This window comes from Cupriavidus sp. 05T313 (assembly GCF_056396665.1).
In genome coordinates, this window is sequence record NZ_JBFTLX010000144.1 from 1 (window position 1) to 17257 (window position 17257).

16 protein-coding genes are annotated in these 17257 nt (G+C 68.2%); 9 read left to right on the forward strand and 7 right to left on the reverse strand.

Going from position 1 to position 17257, the window contains the following annotated elements:
* A partial coding sequence (locus AC1DKD_RS26430; protein WP_477143882.1) for a helix-turn-helix transcriptional regulator occupies positions 1-924 on the forward strand: 924 nt, incomplete at its 5' end.
* Between the two features lie 5 nt (positions 925-929).
* Here AC1DKD_RS26430 and AC1DKD_RS26435 read toward each other — a convergent pair.
* A complete protein-coding gene (locus AC1DKD_RS26435; protein WP_441636190.1) occupies positions 930-1289 on the reverse strand; it encodes a VOC family protein in 360 nt (119 codons plus the stop codon).
* A 14-nt stretch (positions 1290-1303) separates the two neighbouring features.
* The gene (locus AC1DKD_RS26440) at positions 1304-1471 is read right to left on the reverse strand and encodes a hypothetical protein (RefSeq protein ID WP_441636192.1); all 168 of its coding nucleotides are present in this window, start codon (positions 1469-1471) and stop codon (positions 1304-1306) included.
* 223 nt (positions 1472-1694) lie between these two features.
* Here AC1DKD_RS26440 and AC1DKD_RS26445 point away from each other — a divergent pair, with 223 nt between their 5' ends.
* The 8 genes from AC1DKD_RS26445 (at position 1695) to AC1DKD_RS26480 (ending at position 11715) form a co-directional block, all read left to right on the forward strand.
* A complete protein-coding gene (locus AC1DKD_RS26445) occupies positions 1695-2846 on the forward strand; it encodes an LLM class flavin-dependent oxidoreductase (protein WP_477102759.1) in 1152 nt (383 codons plus the stop codon).
* Positions 2847-2967: 121 nt separating this feature from the next.
* Positions 2968-4161: an acyl-CoA dehydrogenase family protein gene (locus tag AC1DKD_RS26450; RefSeq protein ID WP_477143886.1), complete on the forward strand. Its 1194-nt coding sequence runs from the start codon at positions 2968-2970 to the stop codon at positions 4159-4161.
* A gap of 19 nt (positions 4162-4180) precedes the next feature.
* Entirely contained in the window at positions 4181-5923 is a 1743-nt protein-coding gene (locus AC1DKD_RS26455) for an FAD-dependent oxidoreductase (RefSeq protein WP_477143883.1), read from the forward strand.
* Between the two features lie 25 nt (positions 5924-5948).
* Complete coding sequence (locus AC1DKD_RS26460; RefSeq protein ID WP_441636208.1) at positions 5949-6467, forward strand: flavin reductase family protein; 519 nt, start codon at positions 5949-5951, stop codon at positions 6465-6467.
* Positions 6468-6494: 27 nt separating this feature from the next.
* Positions 6495-8294, forward strand: a complete 1800-nt coding sequence (locus AC1DKD_RS26465) for an FAD-binding protein (protein WP_477143884.1) — start codon at positions 6495-6497, stop codon at positions 8292-8294.
* Entirely contained in the window at positions 8278-9045 is a 768-nt protein-coding gene (locus AC1DKD_RS26470) for an SDR family oxidoreductase (RefSeq protein WP_441636200.1), read from the forward strand. The genes AC1DKD_RS26465 and AC1DKD_RS26470 overlap by 17 nt, the downstream gene beginning before the upstream one ends.
* An 11-nt stretch (positions 9046-9056) precedes the next feature.
* On the forward strand, positions 9057-10085 hold the full coding sequence (locus AC1DKD_RS26475) for a 2Fe-2S iron-sulfur cluster-binding protein (RefSeq protein ID WP_441636202.1): 1029 nt from the start codon (positions 9057-9059) through the stop codon (positions 10083-10085).
* Position 10086: 1 nt separating this feature from the next.
* Positions 10087-11715 carry a FadD3 family acyl-CoA ligase gene (locus AC1DKD_RS26480; protein ID WP_441636204.1) on the forward strand — a complete coding sequence of 543 codons (1629 nt, stop codon included), beginning with the start codon at positions 10087-10089 and terminating at the stop codon, positions 11713-11715.
* 955 nt (positions 11716-12670) lie between these two features.
* Here AC1DKD_RS26480 and AC1DKD_RS26485 read toward each other — a convergent pair.
* The 5 genes from AC1DKD_RS26485 to AC1DKD_RS26505 form a co-directional block, all read right to left on the reverse strand.
* Positions 12671-13660 (reverse strand): FecR family protein, encoded by a 990-nt coding sequence (locus AC1DKD_RS26485; protein ID WP_477111838.1) that lies wholly within the window; start codon positions 13658-13660, stop codon positions 12671-12673.
* Between the two features lie 93 nt (positions 13661-13753).
* Positions 13754-14269 carry an RNA polymerase sigma factor gene (locus tag AC1DKD_RS26490; protein WP_035860935.1) on the reverse strand — a complete coding sequence of 172 codons (516 nt, stop codon included), beginning with the start codon at positions 14267-14269 and terminating at the stop codon, positions 13754-13756.
* A gap of 12 nt (positions 14270-14281) precedes the next feature.
* The gene (locus AC1DKD_RS26495; RefSeq protein ID WP_441637606.1) at positions 14282-14986 is read right to left on the reverse strand and encodes a secretin and TonB N-terminal domain-containing protein; all 705 of its coding nucleotides are present in this window, start codon (positions 14984-14986) and stop codon (positions 14282-14284) included.
* Positions 14987-15119: 133 nt separating this feature from the next.
* Entirely contained in the window at positions 15120-16493 is a 1374-nt protein-coding gene (locus AC1DKD_RS26500) for a trypsin-like peptidase domain-containing protein (RefSeq protein ID WP_477143885.1), read from the reverse strand.
* Positions 16494-16530: 37 nt separating this feature from the next.
* Positions 16531-17028 (reverse strand): YbaB/EbfC family DNA-binding protein, encoded by a 498-nt coding sequence (locus AC1DKD_RS26505; protein ID WP_477111839.1) that lies wholly within the window; start codon positions 17026-17028, stop codon positions 16531-16533.
* Positions 17029-17257: the final 229 nt, after the last annotated feature.

Below are 17257 nucleotides of genomic sequence, written 5' to 3' on the forward strand. Positions count from 1 at the left end.
ATGTACAACAACTACTACTACGCGATGGATCCCTTCGTCGACCTGCCCGCCGACCGGGTGGTGACGATCGACGAGCAGATTGGCACCGTCGCGTGGTGCAACAGCGACCTGTACCGGGAGTTCCTAAAGCCGCTAGGCGTCCGCTATATGATGGGCGCGGACATCCGCACCGACGATGGCGTGGAATGCCGCCTCCGTGTCTGCCGCAACGTCGACGCGCCGGACTTCTCGGAAGCGGACAAAGCCATATGCGCRGTGCTGCTGCCGCACCTGCGGCGCGCGGTCGATCTGCACTCGCGCATGGATGTGGTGGAGTCGGAGCGCACCCTGTACGCCAGCGCCATCGACCGCATGCTGGTCGGCATGGCGATACTCGATGAGACCGGTGCCATCATGCGGACCAATTCGGCCGCGGACGAGATCCTTGCCGACAAGGACGGCATCCGTATTGCCAGGGGCTCGCTGGATGTCGAGTACGCGCAGGAGAACCGCCAGTTCCAGCGCCTGCTGCGCCAGGCCATCATGGGCCATATCGGCACCGCGCCGGCGGTGATGGAGGCGATGTCGATCACGCGGCCTTCGGGCAACGCGAAGCTGGGAGTGCTGATCCGCACGATTCCGCTGAGCGAGTGGTCGGAAGACAATAAGCGCCGGCCTTCGTGCGTGATTTTCATTCGCGACCCGGAGCGCAAGTCGCAGGCTTCGCACGAGGTGGTGCGCAAGCTGTTCGATTTCACGCCGGCGGAAACCCAGCTTGCGCTGCAGCTGGCCAACGGCCTCGCGCTGGAAGAAGCGGCCGAGGAGCTCGGCATCAGCAAGAACACGGCGCGCGCCCACCTGCGCGCCATCTTCTCCAAGACCGGCGTGACCCGGCAGGCCACGCTGGTGCGCATGCTGCTCAGCAGCGTGGTGGCGCTCGGCTGAGCGCGCTAGCTCGCCGGCCTGGCGGGCTTGGCGCTGACCACCAGCGGGAATCCCTGCGGCGTGGTCAGTACCGCGCGCAACTCGTGCGGGCCGCTGGCGAGCGGCTGCGCGATCCGCGCGCCGCCCGCCAGCAGGCGCTCGATCGCCGCCGCGATATCCTCGCCGGCTTCCAGCCGGAATGCCAGCGCGGGCTGGGAGACCATCCGCTCCTCGCCGGCCACCAGCGCTACCGTGATGGGGCCGGCGTCCAGCGCGCAATAGCGCCCGCCATCGCGAAACTTCACCGCCAGGCCCAGGCCCTGCTCGAAGAACGGCAGGGCGGCATCGATATCGTCCACCGGGTAAAGCAAGAGGTTGGATTGCATGCTGTCGCTCCTTGTCAGCGGGCGGACGCCGCCTGGCGGCACACGGCACAGATATTGAGCGATTGATCACCGTCGTCGTCGGACAGCAGGATGTCGAGCGCGCGGGCGGGTGCGGCGGTGCCTGTCGGCAGGGCGGCCAGCAGCGTCTGGCGACGCGGAGGAGTCGGCGGAGGAATCTTCATGACGGCGTATCCATGTGCAGGTGGTGAGTGGTCCTGGACATGATAGGGACACGGTGCCGCCGCGCATAATCCAATCAGACGATGCCGCACTTTCCCCGGCCGCACACACTGCAGTCACGCAGGCCAGCAATGACGGTGCCGGCGATGGCGCCGCCCGCCACGACAACGCGGCGGCGCTCCCGGCCGATGGCCTGAAAACCAAATGTAAAGGAAGGGGACTGCAATGCGATTCTCGCTGATCTACGAAGCGCAGACTGTCGACGCGTCGCGCGCCGGCGACCACAAGGTGTTCGACGAAATCATGGAGCAGGTGGAACTCGCCGAGGACATGGGTTTCGATGTCGTCTGGGCGGTGGAGCACACGGCGCTGACCAACTACGCGCACATGAGCGCGCCGGAGACCTTCCTGGCCTTCGTGGCCGGGCGCACGCGCCGCATCGGCATCGGCCACGGCGTGGTCTGCCTGCCGCCGGCGATGAACCATCCGGTCAAGGTAGCCGAGCGCGTGGCCACGCTCGACATTCTCTCCGGCGGGCGCGTGCATTTTGGCGTGGGTAAGGGCGGTACGCAGCAGGAGGCGGGCACCTTTGGCTACGACCTCGAAACCCTGCACCCGATGATCGACGAGGCGATGTACCTGATCCCGAAGATCCTTACCCAGGACGAGATCGAGCACGATGGCGAATTCATCAAGATTCCGCGCCGCCCCATCCATCCCAAGCCACGCCAGGACCCGCACCCGCTGATGTATCTGGCCTGCACCAACGCCGATACGCTCAAGCGTGCCGGCGCGCGCGGCATGGGTGCGCTGGTGCTCGGCTTTGGCGGCCCGGAAGACGTGGCGAAGAAGAATGCTATCTATCGCGAAGCCTACGAGACGCGCCAGGCGAAGGACCAGGTTGGTTTCCGTCCTCACCAGCATCTTGCCGCCCTGTGTCCGACCATCGTGCTGGAAGACGGCGTGGCGGCGCGCAAGATCGGCATCAAGGGACAGCGTTACTTCATGGAGTCGCTGGGGTACTGGTATGCCGGCGGCGAGCGCCCCAATCCCGAAGGCTGGGATGTGGAGAACATCACCGAGCAGGACGCGCAAGGCAAGGCCGTGATCAAGACCAGCTTCGCCTCGGAGAAGGTCACGGTGGATTTCAGCGATCCGTCGATGATGATGCTCAACCCCAACCATGCCTACGGCACGGTGGAGGACTGCATCGGCTATGTGCAGCGCCTGATCGACGCCGGKGCCGACGAGATCCTGTTCATCTGCCAGATGGGCACGGTGCCGCAATGGGCCCAGCTCGAAACCATCCGCAATATCGGCGAGCACGTGATCCCGCACTTCCGCGCCCAGGGCCGCAAGCTGCGCGCGCTCGCCTGAGCGAGCCATCGGACCATCGCTGCTGCGCGACTAGTCTCCTCGGACGATGGCGCGGGGCAGCGGCGATGCCAGCATGAAGGCACGACAAGACCGGCCCGGTGGCCGGCAAGAGGAGATGGCGGTGCATCGAGACAACTACCCCGAAGGACTGGCGGCCGAACTGATCGGCCGCGCGCACGAARTGATCCCGGTGCTGGCGCAGCGCGCCGGCCAGGCCGAGGCGCAATCGCGCATCCCGGCCGAAACCGTGGCCGACATGCAGGCCGCGGGCTTCTTCAAGGTTCTGCAGCCGCGCCGCTATGGCGGGCATGAGCTGGACCCGCAGACCTTCTTCGACATCCAGATGGCCCTGGCCAAGGGCTGCATGTCCACCGCCTGGGTCTATGGCGTGGTKGGCGTGCACAACTGGCAGCTCGCCTTGTTCGACGGCAAGGCCCAGCAGGACGTCTGGGGCGCGGACAACGCCACCCTGATCGCTTCGACCTATATGCCGGTGGGCAAGGTGGTGCCGGTGGACGGCGGCTTCCGCTTCTCCGGGCACTGGAAGTTCTCCAGCGGCAGCGAGCTGTGCGACTGGATCTTCCTTGGCGGCCTGGTGCCGCCGCAGCAGGCCGGCGCGGCGCCCGAGTACCGCACTTTCCTGCTGCCGCGCAGCGACTACACCATCGTGCGCAACTGGGATGTGCTGGGCCTGCGCGCCACCGGYAGCCACGACATCGTGGTGGACGACGTGTTCGTGCCGGCATACCGCACCCACAGCGCCGTCGACGGCGCCATGGGCACCAGCCCGGGCCTGTCCCTCAACCAGGCGCCGCTGTACCAGTTGCCGTTCGCCCAGATCTTCGTGCGTGCCGTCTGCACGGCCTGCATCGGCGCGCTGGAAGGCGGGCTCGACGATTTCATCGCCTATGCCGATGGCCGGGTCAGCGCCAACAGCGGCGGCAGGACGGCCGAGGACGGCGGCGCGCAACTCGCCTGCGCCAACGCGGCGGCCGGCATCGATGAGATGCGTACCATCCTGCGCCGCAATTTCGACGAGCTGATGGCCACGGCGCACCGGGGCGAGCAGCTCGATACGGCGCGCCGCCTGCATTTCCGCTACCAGTCGTCACAGGTCGCCCAGCGGTGCGCGCAACTCGCCGACAGCCTGCTGCGCTACGCCGGCGGCAACGGTATCTACGTCACCAATCCGCTGGTACGCCGCTTCCTCGACCTGCATGCGGCGCGTGCCCACTACGCCAACAACCTGGATCGCTTCGGCCAGAACCTGGGCGGCGTGATGATGGGCCGCGCCAACACCGATTTCTTTATCTGAGGCCGGCGTGGAGCGGAACATGAACCAGGGCACAGGGCAGGCAGGCGGCACCGCGGTGTTTGATGTAGTGGTGGTCGGCTCAGGAGCGGGCGGCATGCTGGCCGCCTGCCGCGCGGCGGATCGCGGCCTGTCCGTGGTGGTGCTGGAGAAGAGCGGCCTGTATGGTGGCACCTCGGCGGTCTCGGGCGGCGGGATCTGGATCCCGCTCAACCACCATATCGAAGAAGCGGGCGGCAGCGACAGCTACAACGCCGCGCTTACCTATCTTGAAGCGTGCACCGAAGGCCGCTCCACGCCCGCCAAGCTGCGCGCGTACCTCGAGCACGGTCCGCGCATGCTTAGCTACCTGGAGCAGCGCACCGCGGTGCGTTACTACTCGCTGCCGCGCTACGCCGACTACTTCCAGCGCTTGCCGGGCGCGCTGCCCGGATATCGCGCGCTGGATCCGATGCCGTTCGACGGCGCGCAGCTGGGCGAGGAGTTCGCGCGGCTGCGGCCGCCTTCGCCGGGGACGCTGGTGGCGGGCCGGGTGGCGGTGACCTCCGCCGAGGCCCACGCCATGCTGAGCAAGAGCCGGGGCTGGCTGGGCGTGGCGGCCCGGCAGTTCGGGCGCTATTGGCTGGATCTCGGCTGGCGCCGCCGCACCGCGCGCGACCGCCGGCTCACGCTCGGCAACAGCCTGGTGGGCGGCTTGCGCCACGCCATGATGAAGCGCGGCATCCCGCTGTGGCTCGATACCGCGCTGGAAGACCTGCTGGTGGAGGAGCACGGTGGCGCGGCGCGCGTCACCGGCGTGCTGGCGCGGCGCAATGGCGCGCAGGTACGCATCGAAGCCCGGCGCGGCGTGATCCTGGCCGCGGGCGGCTTCGAGCGGAACCAGGCCATGCGCGAGCAATACCTGCCGCATCCCAGCCGGGCAGAGTGGAGCGCCACGCCGCCGCACAACACCGGCGACGGGATCCAGGCCGCGCAGCGCGCGGGCGCGGYGCTGGAGCTGATGTCGCATGTATGGGGCGCGCCAACGGTGAAGGTCGGCGGCGAGGAAAAGCAGCGCGCGATCTTTGTCGAGCGCGCCTTGCCCGGCTGCATCGTCGTCAACGGGCAGGGCAGGCGCTTCGTCAACGAGGCCGCGCCGTACTCCGAGTTCGTGCCCGCRATGTACCGCGACCACGAGCGGACGGGCTGCAGCGTGCCGGCGTGGCTGGTGTTCGATGCCACCTTCCGCCGCAAGTATCCCTGCGGGCCGATCCTGCCCGGCTCGGTCATGCCGGACCGCCGCATCCCGGCCCCCTTCGCGGACGTCCTGCTGCGCGCCGATTCGCTCGACGCGCTGGCGCGGCTCGCCGGCATCGACCCGGGCGGCCTGGCGCACACCGTCGAGCGCATGAACGGCTTTGCGGCGAGAGGCGTGGATGAGGACTTCGGCAAGGGCGACAACGTCTTCGATACCTACTACGGCGACACCCAGGTCCGTCCCAATCCGTGCCTGGCGCCGATCGGCCGCGCGCCGTTCTACGCGGTGCGCATCGACGCTGGCGATATTGGCACCAAGGGCGGGCTGGCGACCGATGCCAGCGCCCGCGTGCTGCGCGAGGACGGCTCGCCCATCGACGGGCTGTTCGCCATCGGCAATACCAGCGCCTCGATGATGGGCGCCAGCTATCCGGGCGCGGGCTCCACCATCGGGCCGGCCATGACCTTCGGCCTGATCGCCGCCGATGTGCTGGCGGGCGGGGCGGCCGGGCAGGGCCAAGCGGACTAATACCATCACACAGGCAGGAGGCATGATGAACCAGACTATTTCCCCGTCGCTGCGCGACGATATGCTGATGGCAATGCGCCGCATGGCGCGCTCGGTTGCGGTGGTCAGTTGCCGCGAGGGCGAGCGCCGCTATTCGATGTCGGTCACCGCGGTCGATTCGCTGTCCGCGGACCCGCCTTCGCTGCTGATCTGCATCCATCGCAATGCCTCGATCTACCCGGCCCTCAATGCCGGGGTGGATTTCTGCGTCAACCTGCTGGCGGCCGATCATCGCGACATTGCTGTCGATTGCAGTGGCCGGCTCAAGGGCGAGGACCGCTTTACCACGGGCCAGTGGGAGGCCGACCCGCTGGGCGTGCCTTTCCTGCGGGATGCTCAGGCAAACCTGATCTGCGAGCAGGACGGCCGTTTCGACTACGGCACCCACGCCGTCTTTATCGGCCGCCTGCGCGAAGTCCGGCTGGCCGGCGACGTGGCGCCGCTGGTCTATGTGGACGGCGCCTACTCCACCTCGGCGCCGCTGGCCAGCCTGCGGGCGGCGTGACGTGAACCCAGTGCCGGAGCCTGCGCGATGACCGCCAACGCCTTCGTTCCCGATCCCGCATCCGATCCCGTTTCTGATCCCGCCTGCGGCGGGGTCAACGCGGTATTGCCGCCGCTGGTCGTCGCCGACCCGGGCGCCTACCGTTGGGATGCCCGCTGCGACGTGGCGGTGATCGGCTTCGGCGCGGCCGGCGCCTGCGCGGCGCTCGAAGCCGCACGGGGCGGGCTCGACGTGATCGTGGCTGAGCGCTTCGAAGGCGGCGGCGCCAGCGCCAGGAGCGGCGGCGTGGTGTATGCCGGCGGTGGCACGCCATACCAGCGGGCCGCCGGCTACCGTGACACGCCAGAGGCCATGGCGGCTTACCTGCGGCAGGAGGTTGGCGACGCGGTCGGCAATGGCACGCTGCAGGCATTCTGCGAGCGCAGCACCGGCATGATCGCCTGGCTGGAGCAGCTGGGCGCGCGCTTTGCCGCCACCGTGCCGCCACGCAAGACCTCGTATCCCGCGCAGGACTACTACCTCTACTACTCGGGCAACGAGGCCGTGGCGGAGTACGCGCGCCACGCGGAGCCGGCGCCGCGCGGCCATCGCTGCAAGGGCAGCGGCATGTCCGGTCACGTGCTGTACGGCGTGCTGCGGCGCGCGGTGCAGGCGCAGGCCGGGGTGGACGTGATACGCCACGCGGCGGCGCGCCGCCTGATTGTCGATGGACGGGGCACCGTCATTGGCGTGGAACTCCGGCGCCTGCCGCCGGGCCGCCTGCAACGCCGGCATGCCCGCCTGGCGCGCTGGGCCGAGCGCCTGCACAACCTTTCCCCGGCGCTGGCCGATGCCTTGCGCCGGCGCGTGACGCAGCTGGAAGACGATTTCGCGCAGCCCTGTGCAGTGCGTGCCGGCGCCGTTGTGCTGGCCACCGGCGGCTTCATCTTCAACCCGGCCATGGTGGCCGCGCATGCGCCCAAGTACCGCCGCAACTGGCGCCTGGGCACCACCGGCTGCGATGGCAGCGGGATCCGCCTCGGCCTGTCGGTCGGGGCGGCGGCGCGCCACCTGGAGCGCGTTTCCGCGTGGCGCTTCATCAATCCGCCGTTCGACTGGGCACGTGGCTGCGTGGTCGACGCGCAAGGCGCGCGCATCGGCAACGAGGAAGTCTACGGCGCGCGGCTGGGCCACGCCATCTGCGAGGAGCACGGCGGCCGCGCCTGGCTGATCCTGAACGCCGGGCTGGCGCGCGCGGCCCTGCGCGATTGCGTCACCGGACGCCTTTGGGCCTTCCAGCGCGTGCCCRCCATCATGCTGATGCTGTTCGGCGCCACGCGTGCGCCGGGTATCGCGTTGCTGGCCGACAAGCTGGGCATGCCGCGCGCGGCATTGCTGGCGACGCTGGCTGCCTATAACGCGGCGGCGCGCGGCGAGCTGCCCGACCCCGCAGGGAAATCCGCGGCGATGTGCGCATCGCTGGAACGCGGGCCCTACCTGGCCATCGATATCTCCGCGCATAGCCGCGCATTTCCCTGTCCCGCCATCACCCTCGGCGGCCTGCGCGTGGACGAGACGTGCGGCCAGGTGCTGGCGGAAGGAGCCGGCGGCCAGGCGGCGCCGATCCCGGGCCTGTACGCGGTCGGCCGCACCGCGGTCGGCATCGCATCGAATCACTATGTGAGCGGCCTTTCGCTCGCCGACTGTATCTGGTCGGGGCGCAATGCCGGGCGCCATCTCGTTGCCCTGGCAGCCCTGGCAGCCCTGGCAGCCCTGGCGGACCAGCCGGGCCGCAATGAACACATCGACGAACACACCAAGGAGACAAGCCATGAGCAACCGAGTTGAAGGAAAGATCGCCATCGTCACCGGCGCCGCCAGCGGCGTCGGCAAGGAAGACGCCTTGCTGCTGGCGCGCGAAGGCGCGCGCGTGGTGCTGACCGACCTGAACGAGGCGGCCGGCCACGCCGTGGCGCGCGAGATTGGCGACACCGCCATCTTCGTGCCCCACGATATCGCCAGCGAAGCCGGCTGGCAGCAGGTCATGCAGCGCACCCAGGAGCATTTCGGCACGCCGGACGTGCTGGTCAATAACGCCGCGGTGCTGGCGCTGGGCTCGGTGGAGGACACCACGCTGGAGCAATGGCAGGGCATCATGCGCATCAATGCCGACGGCTATTTCCTGGGCTGCAAGTATGGCGTGGGCGCGATGAAGCAAAACGGCGGGGTCATCGTGAACATGTCTTCGGTGGCGGCGCTGGGCGGCATGAGCATGTTCTGCGCCTACAGCGCCAGCAAGGGTGCTGTCACCGCGCTCACCCGCAGCGTGGCGGCTTACTGCAAGCAGCGCGGCTACAAGATCCGCTGCAACTCCGTGCATCCGGACGGCATCCTGACGCCGATGACGGCTGCCCTGATGCAGGGCGCGGCCGACGCCCCGGCCACCCATGAGCAGGCGGGCGGCGATCCGATGCAACGCATGTGCCTGCCCGGCGACGTGGCAAACCTGGTGCTGTTCCTGGCCTCCGATGAGTCGCGCTACGTCAACGGCGCCGAGCTGCGCATCGACAATGCGCAGACCATCATGGGCATCGCCTGATCGCGGACATCATGGTGCAAGCGCAATTCCACCCGCTGCGCATCGCCCAGGTGGTGGCCGAAACCGACGAGGCAAGCTCGCTGGTGTTCGAACTGCCCGAAGGACTGCGCGATACCTTCGCCTACCGGCCAGGCCAGTTCCTGACGCTCAAGGTGCCGCTGGAGGGCGCCGCGCAGCAGCGCTGCTACTCGCTGTCCAGCAGCCCCCAGGTCGACAATGCGCTGCGGGTGACCATCAAGCGCGTGCGCGGTGGTCGCGTATCCAACTGGATCTGCGACCGGCTCGGGGCTGGCGACACGGTTGACGTCATGCCGCCCGCGGGCGTGTTCACGCCCCGCAGCCTGGATGGCGACCTGCTGCTGTTCGCCGGCGGCAGCGGCATCACGCCGGTGCTGTCGATCGCCAAGGCGGCGCTGCGCCATGATGGCGGCAACGTCACGCTGATCTACGCCAACCGCGATGAACGCAGCGTGATCTTCCGCGATGCGCTGCGCGACCTGGCCGCGCGCCACGCGGACAGGCTGCGCGTGATCCACTGGCTGGACAGCGTGCAAGGGCCGCCCTCGCAGGCCCAGCTCGAAGCGCTGGCCTCGCCGTGGGGCCACGCCGACTGCTTTATCTGCGGGCCGGGGCCGTTCATGGACGGTGCCCAGGCCGCCTTGCAGGCCCTTGGCGTGGCACGCGAGCGGATTCACGTGGAGCGCTTCGGCGCGCCGCCGCCCGCCGCAGGGCAGGCCGAAGAAGTGGCCCCGCCGGTTTCCGCTGCGGCTGCGCTGGAGGTGGAGCTGGATGGCGTACGCCACCGGCTCGACGCGCAGGCGGGCGAAACCGTGCTCGACGCCATGCTGCGCGCTGGCATCGCGGCTCCGAACTCCTGCCGCTCCGGCCTGTGCGGCGCCTGCATGTGCCAGGTGACGCACGGCGAGGCAACGCTGGGCGAGAACCATGTGCTTGACACCGCCGACCGCGAGGCCGGCTGGACCCTGGCCTGCCAGGCCCGCGCGGCCGGCAGCGAACTGCACCTGAAATTTCCCGACTGACATGATGACAACTGACACCATCGAAACCGCCCGGGGGTTGGCCGACGCCGCCAGGGCGGGGCAGGCCGTTCCCGCCACCATCCCGGAGCTGGTACGCACGGCCGCCGCGCGCCACGGCGCGCGCATCGCCATCCAGGAGGATGGGTTGCGGCTCAGCTTCACGGCGCTGGACGCGCTGCGCGCGGAGGCGGGACGGGCGCTGCTCGCGCTCGGCGTGGTGCCTGGCGACCGGGTCGCCGTGTGGGCGCCCAACCTGTCGGAATGGATCGTCGCCGCCCTGGCCACGCACAGCATCGGTGCGGCGCTGGTGCCAATCAATACCCGCATGAAGGGCATGGAGGCCGGCGCGATCCTGGCCGACAGCGGCGCGCGGGTGCTGTTCTGCATCGACGACTTCCTCGGCGAGAGCTATCCGGAAATGCTGGCGCCGCACCGGCCCGCCACGCTGGAGCGCGTGGTGGTGCTGCGCGGGCGCGTGGGGCGGCAGATGGCGCCGGATGAGCTTGCATGGGCAGACTTGCTGGCCCTGGCGCCGCGGACCAGCGAGGCGGAGTTCCAAGCTTGCGAGCGTGCCGTGACCGGCGACTGCCTGATGGACATCATGTTCACCTCGGGCACCACCGGCCGCCCAAAAGGCGTGATGACCGCGCATGCGCAGAACCTGCAGGCCATCCATGGCTGGGCCTCGATCACCGGCGTGGAGGCCGGCGACCGCTACCTGATCGTCAATCCCTTCTTCCACACCTTCGGCTACAAGGCCGGGTGGCTGGCGGCGCTGGTCAGCGGCGCCACCATCCTGCCGCACCTGGTGTTCGATGCCGAGGCGGTGATGACCCGCATCGAGAACGAGCGCATCACGGTGCTGCCCGGCCCGCCGACGCTTTACCAGACACTGCTGAACAATCCGCGCTTGCGGGAATTCGACCTGTCCTCGCTGCGCGTCGCGGTGACCGGCGCGTCGGCGATCCCGCCCGTGCTGATCCAGCGCATGCAGCGCGAACTGGGCTTTCGCGAAATCTTCACCGGCTATGGCCTGACGGAATCGTGTGGGTTCGCCACGCTGACCCGCGCCGGAGACGATGCCGATCTCGTGGCGCTGACGTCGGGCCGCGCCATGCCCGGTGTCGAACTGCGCTGCCTGGATAGCGACGGCCAGCCGGTGCCGGCAGGCGAACCCGGGGAGGTGGCGGTGCGCGGCTACAACGTGATGCGGGGCTACTTCCAGCTGCCGGAAGCCACCGCGGAAGCGATCGATGCGGGCGGCTGGCTGCGCACGGGCGATGTCGGCACGCTGGACGTGCGTGGCAACCTGCGGATCACCGACCGTATCAAGGACATGTTTATCGTCGGGGGCTTCAATTGCTATCCGGCCGAGATCGAGAAGCTGCTGGTGTCGCATCCGGCGATTGCGCAGGTGGCGGTGGTAGGCGTCCCGCACGAGCGCCTCGGCGAGGCGGGGAAGGCTTTTGTGGTGCTGCGGCATGGCAGCAAGGTTGGTGCCGATGAGCTGATTGATTGGGCGCGGCGGCATATGGCCAACTATAAGGTGCCGCGGGAGGTGGTGTTTGTGCAGATGCTGCCGACTAGTGCGGCTGGGAAGATTCTTAAGTATCGGTTGAGGGAGGGGTGATGGGAGGTTGGATTTGGGCTTCTGGSTGCTGRTGCAGAGTGGCGTGGGTGGGYGGGGTTTTAGCGCTTCTAGCTGCTGKCGCGGCTGTRCGGGGTTGGCCGTTTTCGCACACGGAGGTGTCACTTTTCTTTACTCGTAAAGAAAAGTAACCAAAAGAAAGCGATCCTTGCAGGAGGCTGGCGTGTCAGGGTTGCGTAGCCCAATGGTTTCGTCGTCAGGCCCCGGGTTCTAGTGGCCTCATGCCGTTACCAATTCGAATGGCCACGATCCCGTCAATGACACTGGTTCCGTAGTAAGGCCCCCGGTAGCGGCTCCCTGCCCATTCGCCCATCTGCCGGTACCGGCTCGGAGCATCACGATCCATCACGCCGTAACGGTTTCGTGGTGGGGTGGGCGCGGTGAAGAAGTTCTTCGTCCTAGCATTCCGGTGCCACCGCGCCCACGACAAAAATGGGGGGCCTGCAACTTCGTGGTGCTCGCAGAAAAAACGGCAACGAAGTTGCCAGCGTCTCAAGCTTCGTCGTGGGCGCGGTGGCACCGAATTGATAAGCCGATGACCTCACCACCGCGCCCACCCCACCACGAAACCGTYACGACGTGATGTGTCGTGACGATTCGCGCCGGTAACGGCAGATGGGCGAATGGGCTGGAATTCCGCTACCGGGGGCACCACCACGAATCCCTGGGCATTGGCCGGGTCGTGGTGCTCTGAATCGGTAACGGCACGAGTCTGTTAGAACCCGGGGCCTGACGACGAAACCATTGGGCTACGCAACCCCGACACGCCAGCCTCCTGCAAGGATCGCTTTCTTTTGGTTACTTTTCTTTACGAGTAAAGAAAAGTGACACCTCCGTGTGCGAAAACGGCCAACTACGTACAGCCGCGACAGCAGCTACAAGCAATAAAACCCCGCCCACCCACACCAGCAGCAACCAAAAACCCCAAACAAAACACCTAACTAAGCAACACAATCCCCCCAGGCAACGACCTCACCTCCAACCCCAACGACCGCTGCATCTGCGCAATAGCCTTATCAAGCGACCGGATCTGAAAACGCCCCGTCACATGCCTGGCCGCCACCTGCTTATCAAGCAACACCACCCTCCCCGGCCGATACCGATTAATCTCCTCAACCACCTCACGCAACGGCGCATCGGCAAACCGCAGGTAGCCATCCCGCCAAGCCGGCATCCACGTCGGATCGACACGCACAATCCGTCCGAGCGCAGCACTATCGTAGGTGAGTTGCTGCTTGCCGCTCAGCGTCGCGACACCCGCGGCATGCGCCACCTGCACCGTCCCCTCGACGCACGTCACGCACACACCGGCAGGCGTGACCCGCACTTCGAACCTGGCGCCCTGCGCAAACGCGCGCCCCGTCCCGGCGACGACCGCGAACGGCCGCGGCGCATTCAGGGTATCGACAGCGGCTTCGCCAGAGATCAGGTCGATGCCCTGCACGCGCCCCGCTCCGGAGCGCACGGCAATACTGGTGCGCGTATTCAGCTCGACGGTGACGTCCTCGGCCAGAGCCAGCCGGCGTTGCTCGCCGGTCGCGGTGCGGTAGTCCGCCCGCATCTCCTCCACGGAAGGCCACAGGCCCAGCGGCGGCTGGACGACGGCCACCGTCGCCGCCGCTGCCGCCGCGCTCATGGCGCCGCCGAGGAATGCGCGCCGCTGCCAGTCCGGCGCGCGCCGCGTCCCGGCAATGCGCCGGCTGGCCGGGTTGCGCCCCACCACCAGATGGCTGGCCTCGCCCAGTTGCTCCCATCGCTGCCGTGCCACGGCAAACGCAGCCCTGTGCGCGGGGTCCGCCATGCACCAGCGCCTGAGCGCCGCGCCGTCGGCCGGCGTCATCTCGCCCGCCGCCGCGCGGCGCACCCAGGCCAGCGCCTGCCGCTCGACCGCATCCAGCGCCCTGTCCTGTTGTCCCGGAAGATTCATCGTTCGTATCATGGCATCAAGCGAGCCGCCACCGTGGTTTGCCTGCACACATAGACAAGACGGTTGGGAAGCAACAGATCGGCATGCTTTTTTTCATCCATGCTTGGGCAGGTGCGCCATGCAGTATTCATGCGCCCGTTTCAGCTCCAGCCCGATCAGGCGCGGCGACACGCCGAAGCGCACCGCGGCCTCCTGGTTCGACAGTTCATCGACGCGCACCGCGAGGAAGATGGCCCGCCGCCGCGGCGGCATGCTCTCGATGAGACGGGCCACCGCTTCCACCTCGTCGCGTGCGGCCACGGTCTGCGCCGGGCCCGGGGCCGGGTCGGCGATCTCGGCCATCAGCGTCTCCACTTCTTCCGCGCTCATGTAGCGGCGGTCACGCTGCAGCCGATCCAGCGCCAGGTTGGTGGCCATGCGCATCAGGTAGGCGGCGGGGCTCTTGACCGGCTCGCCCTGTTCATTGCGTTCTTCCAGGTGTACCCAGGTGTCGTGCAACGCGTCGCTGGCGAGTTCGGCCGAACCCAGCCGCCACGTCAGGCGGCGTTTGAGGTCCTCGTAGCGCTGGGCCAGAAGGTCGCGCAAGGTCGAACGGCTGGAGTCGCTCATCTATCGGCTCATCTATCGGCTCGCCTGCCGGCCGCAGGGGAGCCTGCACGGTCCGGACTGCGCCGCTGCCGTATCGCAGCGGACGGGCTTGACCAGCAGCACGAATGCTTTTGCCGGGTCCGCCGGCGGCTGGCCCAGGTCGACGCGCTCAACGGTTTCGACAATGGCCGCATCGCGTGCCTTGTCTCCCGTGGTGTCCAGCAGACGCACGCGCTGCACATGGCCGGACGCGTTGATCTGCACATAGAGCGCCAGCCGGTAATCCCCGAGCGCAAGGGCGGTACGCGCGCACAGCGCCTGGTAGATCTGCGACTGCACCGTGCCTTCGTATTGCCGCTGGGCACTGGCCGCTGGCTGGGCCACGGCCATGTCCGGGTTGGGCGCGCCGGGCACCAGCACGAAGGCATCGGCCGCCGTTGCCTGCACGTTCAGTCCCGTGCCCTCCAGCAATTTGCGCAGCGCCGCCTCCGGGCTGTAGCTCCCGTGAACGGCATTCGAGGTTCGCCCCGCAGCAAGCTCGGAGGAAAAGAAAACGGATAGGCTGGTCTGCGCATCGTATTGCGCCAGCGCCTGCTTCAATGGCTGGGCCGGCAGGTCGAATGCCATCTCCGTGGCGGGCTGCCCGGCGTGGACCTGCTGGCCGGCGAGGCTCAGAGCCAGGACCGCCATATAGCAGACCAGTGCACGCGCACCGGGGGATGCGACCAAGCTTGCCATCACGATCCAATGCCCTGTCCGTTGAGGAATCCATGCGGGGCCGGACGCACCGCCCGACCACATACCGGTCCGCATCGTAGGGATCCAATGTGACGCCGCCGTGACTCCATGGCAAGGATTGCCGTGACATGGCTCACTCCTCTTGCCYGGCGCCGGACGGCTGCTGCGTCTCGATGGCGATAAAGAGCCGCGCGCTGCCACGCTGGACCAGCAGCGCCACCGCGCCTTCCGTCGCGCTCACTTCTTCGGCCAGCGCCTCCACGCTGTCGACCGGCTGGCCGTTGAGCGCGAGGATCACGTCGCCGGTGTTCACGCCCGCGCGCAATGCTGCCGCGTTCACGCGCTGCACCAGCAGGCCGCCATCGATGCGCAGCACCTGCCGCTCCTGCGGCCACAGCGGCCTGACCATCATGCCCAGCGGCGCATGGCCCGGCGCGGCAACCTGTGCGACCCTGGGCGCGTCGAAGCGATCGGGCGTCACATGCAGCACCAGCGATGCACGTTCCCGCCAGATCCTGAACGGCGTTGCCGCGCCAGGCGGCAGGTCCGCGATAAAGATCAGCGCATCGGCGGACTGCGCGACGTCGCGCGGGCCCACCTGCAGGATCACGTCGCCCGGTTTCACACCGGCCCGGTTGGCGGCGCCGCCCGGCTGCACATAGCTCACCAGCGCCCCCGCCGGGCGCGGCAGGCGGAACGAATCGGCCAGGGCCTGCGTGACCTCCTGCACCGCCACCCCAATGCGGCCCCGCGTGACCGCGCCCTTGCTCTGCAACTGGTCCTTGATGCGCATGGCCACATCGATCGGGATGGCGAACGACAAGCCCTGGTAGCCGCCGCTGCGGCTGTAGATGCGGGAGTTGATGCCGATCACTTCACCCTTCAGGTTGAACAGCGGCCCGCCGGAGTTGCCGGGATTGACCGGTACGTCGGTCTGCAGGAAGGGCATGTACTCGGCGCCCGGCAGCACCCTGCCCTTGGCGCTGACGATGCCGGCCGTGACCGAGTTGGAAAAGCCATAGGGCGAGCCGATGGCCAGTGCCCAGTTGCCGACCTCGACACTGGCGGGATCGCCGATCTTCACCGTCGGCAGGCCGGTCGCGTCGATCTTGAGCAAGGCCACATCGGCCACGGTATCCAGCCCGACCAGCCGCGCCTTGAACTCGCGCCGGTCGGTCAGCTTCACGCTGACCTGCGTGCCGCGCGCGACCACGTGCGCGTTGGTGAGGATGTAGCCGTCGCCGCTGAGGATAAAGCCGGAGCCCAGGCTGGTCTCGTCGACGTTGTCCTGGCGCGGCACGACGCCGGCGGAACGCCCGCGCGGCGGATCGGCGTAAAGACGCGCGGGCGACGCCTCGCGCGCGACGCCGATGTTGACCACGGCCGGGCCATTCTCCCGAACCAGCCGCGAGAAATCGGGTGCCGCCTGCAGCGGCGCGCATCCGGCGGTGCCGGTCGCCAGCACAAACAGGAGCGCCGCCGAGGCAGCCGCCAGCGCGCAACGCATGGCGCGGCTGCGGCCTGGTTCGAAAGCGTCCGCCACGTCAACTGGCCGTTGGGAAATCCAGCGCAAGCTCCATCACCATCGGCTGGCGCATATCCGGCGGCGGCGGCTCGGACAAGGCCTGCGTCATCAGCACGGCGCGCAAGTCCGCATCGGCCTGCGCATTGCCCAGCGAGTCGAACTCCACGCGCTCGACCCGGCCGCTGGGCGCCAGCCATACGCGCATCACCAACGACGCGGCCGGGTGCGGTGCGGCCTGCCGCGGCAGCAAGCGATCCTGCATCCAGCCTTGCAAGCGCAGCGCCGCCGCGTCGGCATGGTCGTCCAGCCGCGCCTGCAACTGCGTGCTGGCCAGTTGCGCATAGCGCATCCAGTGCTGCGGAAACGGCTGCGCGGGCGCCTGCCCGGAGGCGGAGGACACCGCGCCCAGGCCCACCAGCCCCAGGGTACGGAGCAGGCGCCGCCAGAACTGCCGCGGCGCGTCCCGCTTGCGGGCGACGGGGCTGGACTGCCGGCTTGGATCAATGGGGGAATACATCGGAGTTCCTGTCTGTCGTCATGGCATACGCGCGGCTGCGAGGGTCCGCACGCCGTCATACTGAGACGGAACTCACTGGCCGGAGATGTCGTTTGTCACAGAAACTTCATATGCCATGCGCATCAGGCCCGTACCCACACTTGCGCCAGCGCGCGGCAGTCGATCCAGATGTCGTTGCTGTTGAGGCCCTTGCGGTCGCGGTTGAGCGGCGCGTCGCGCTGCTCAACCG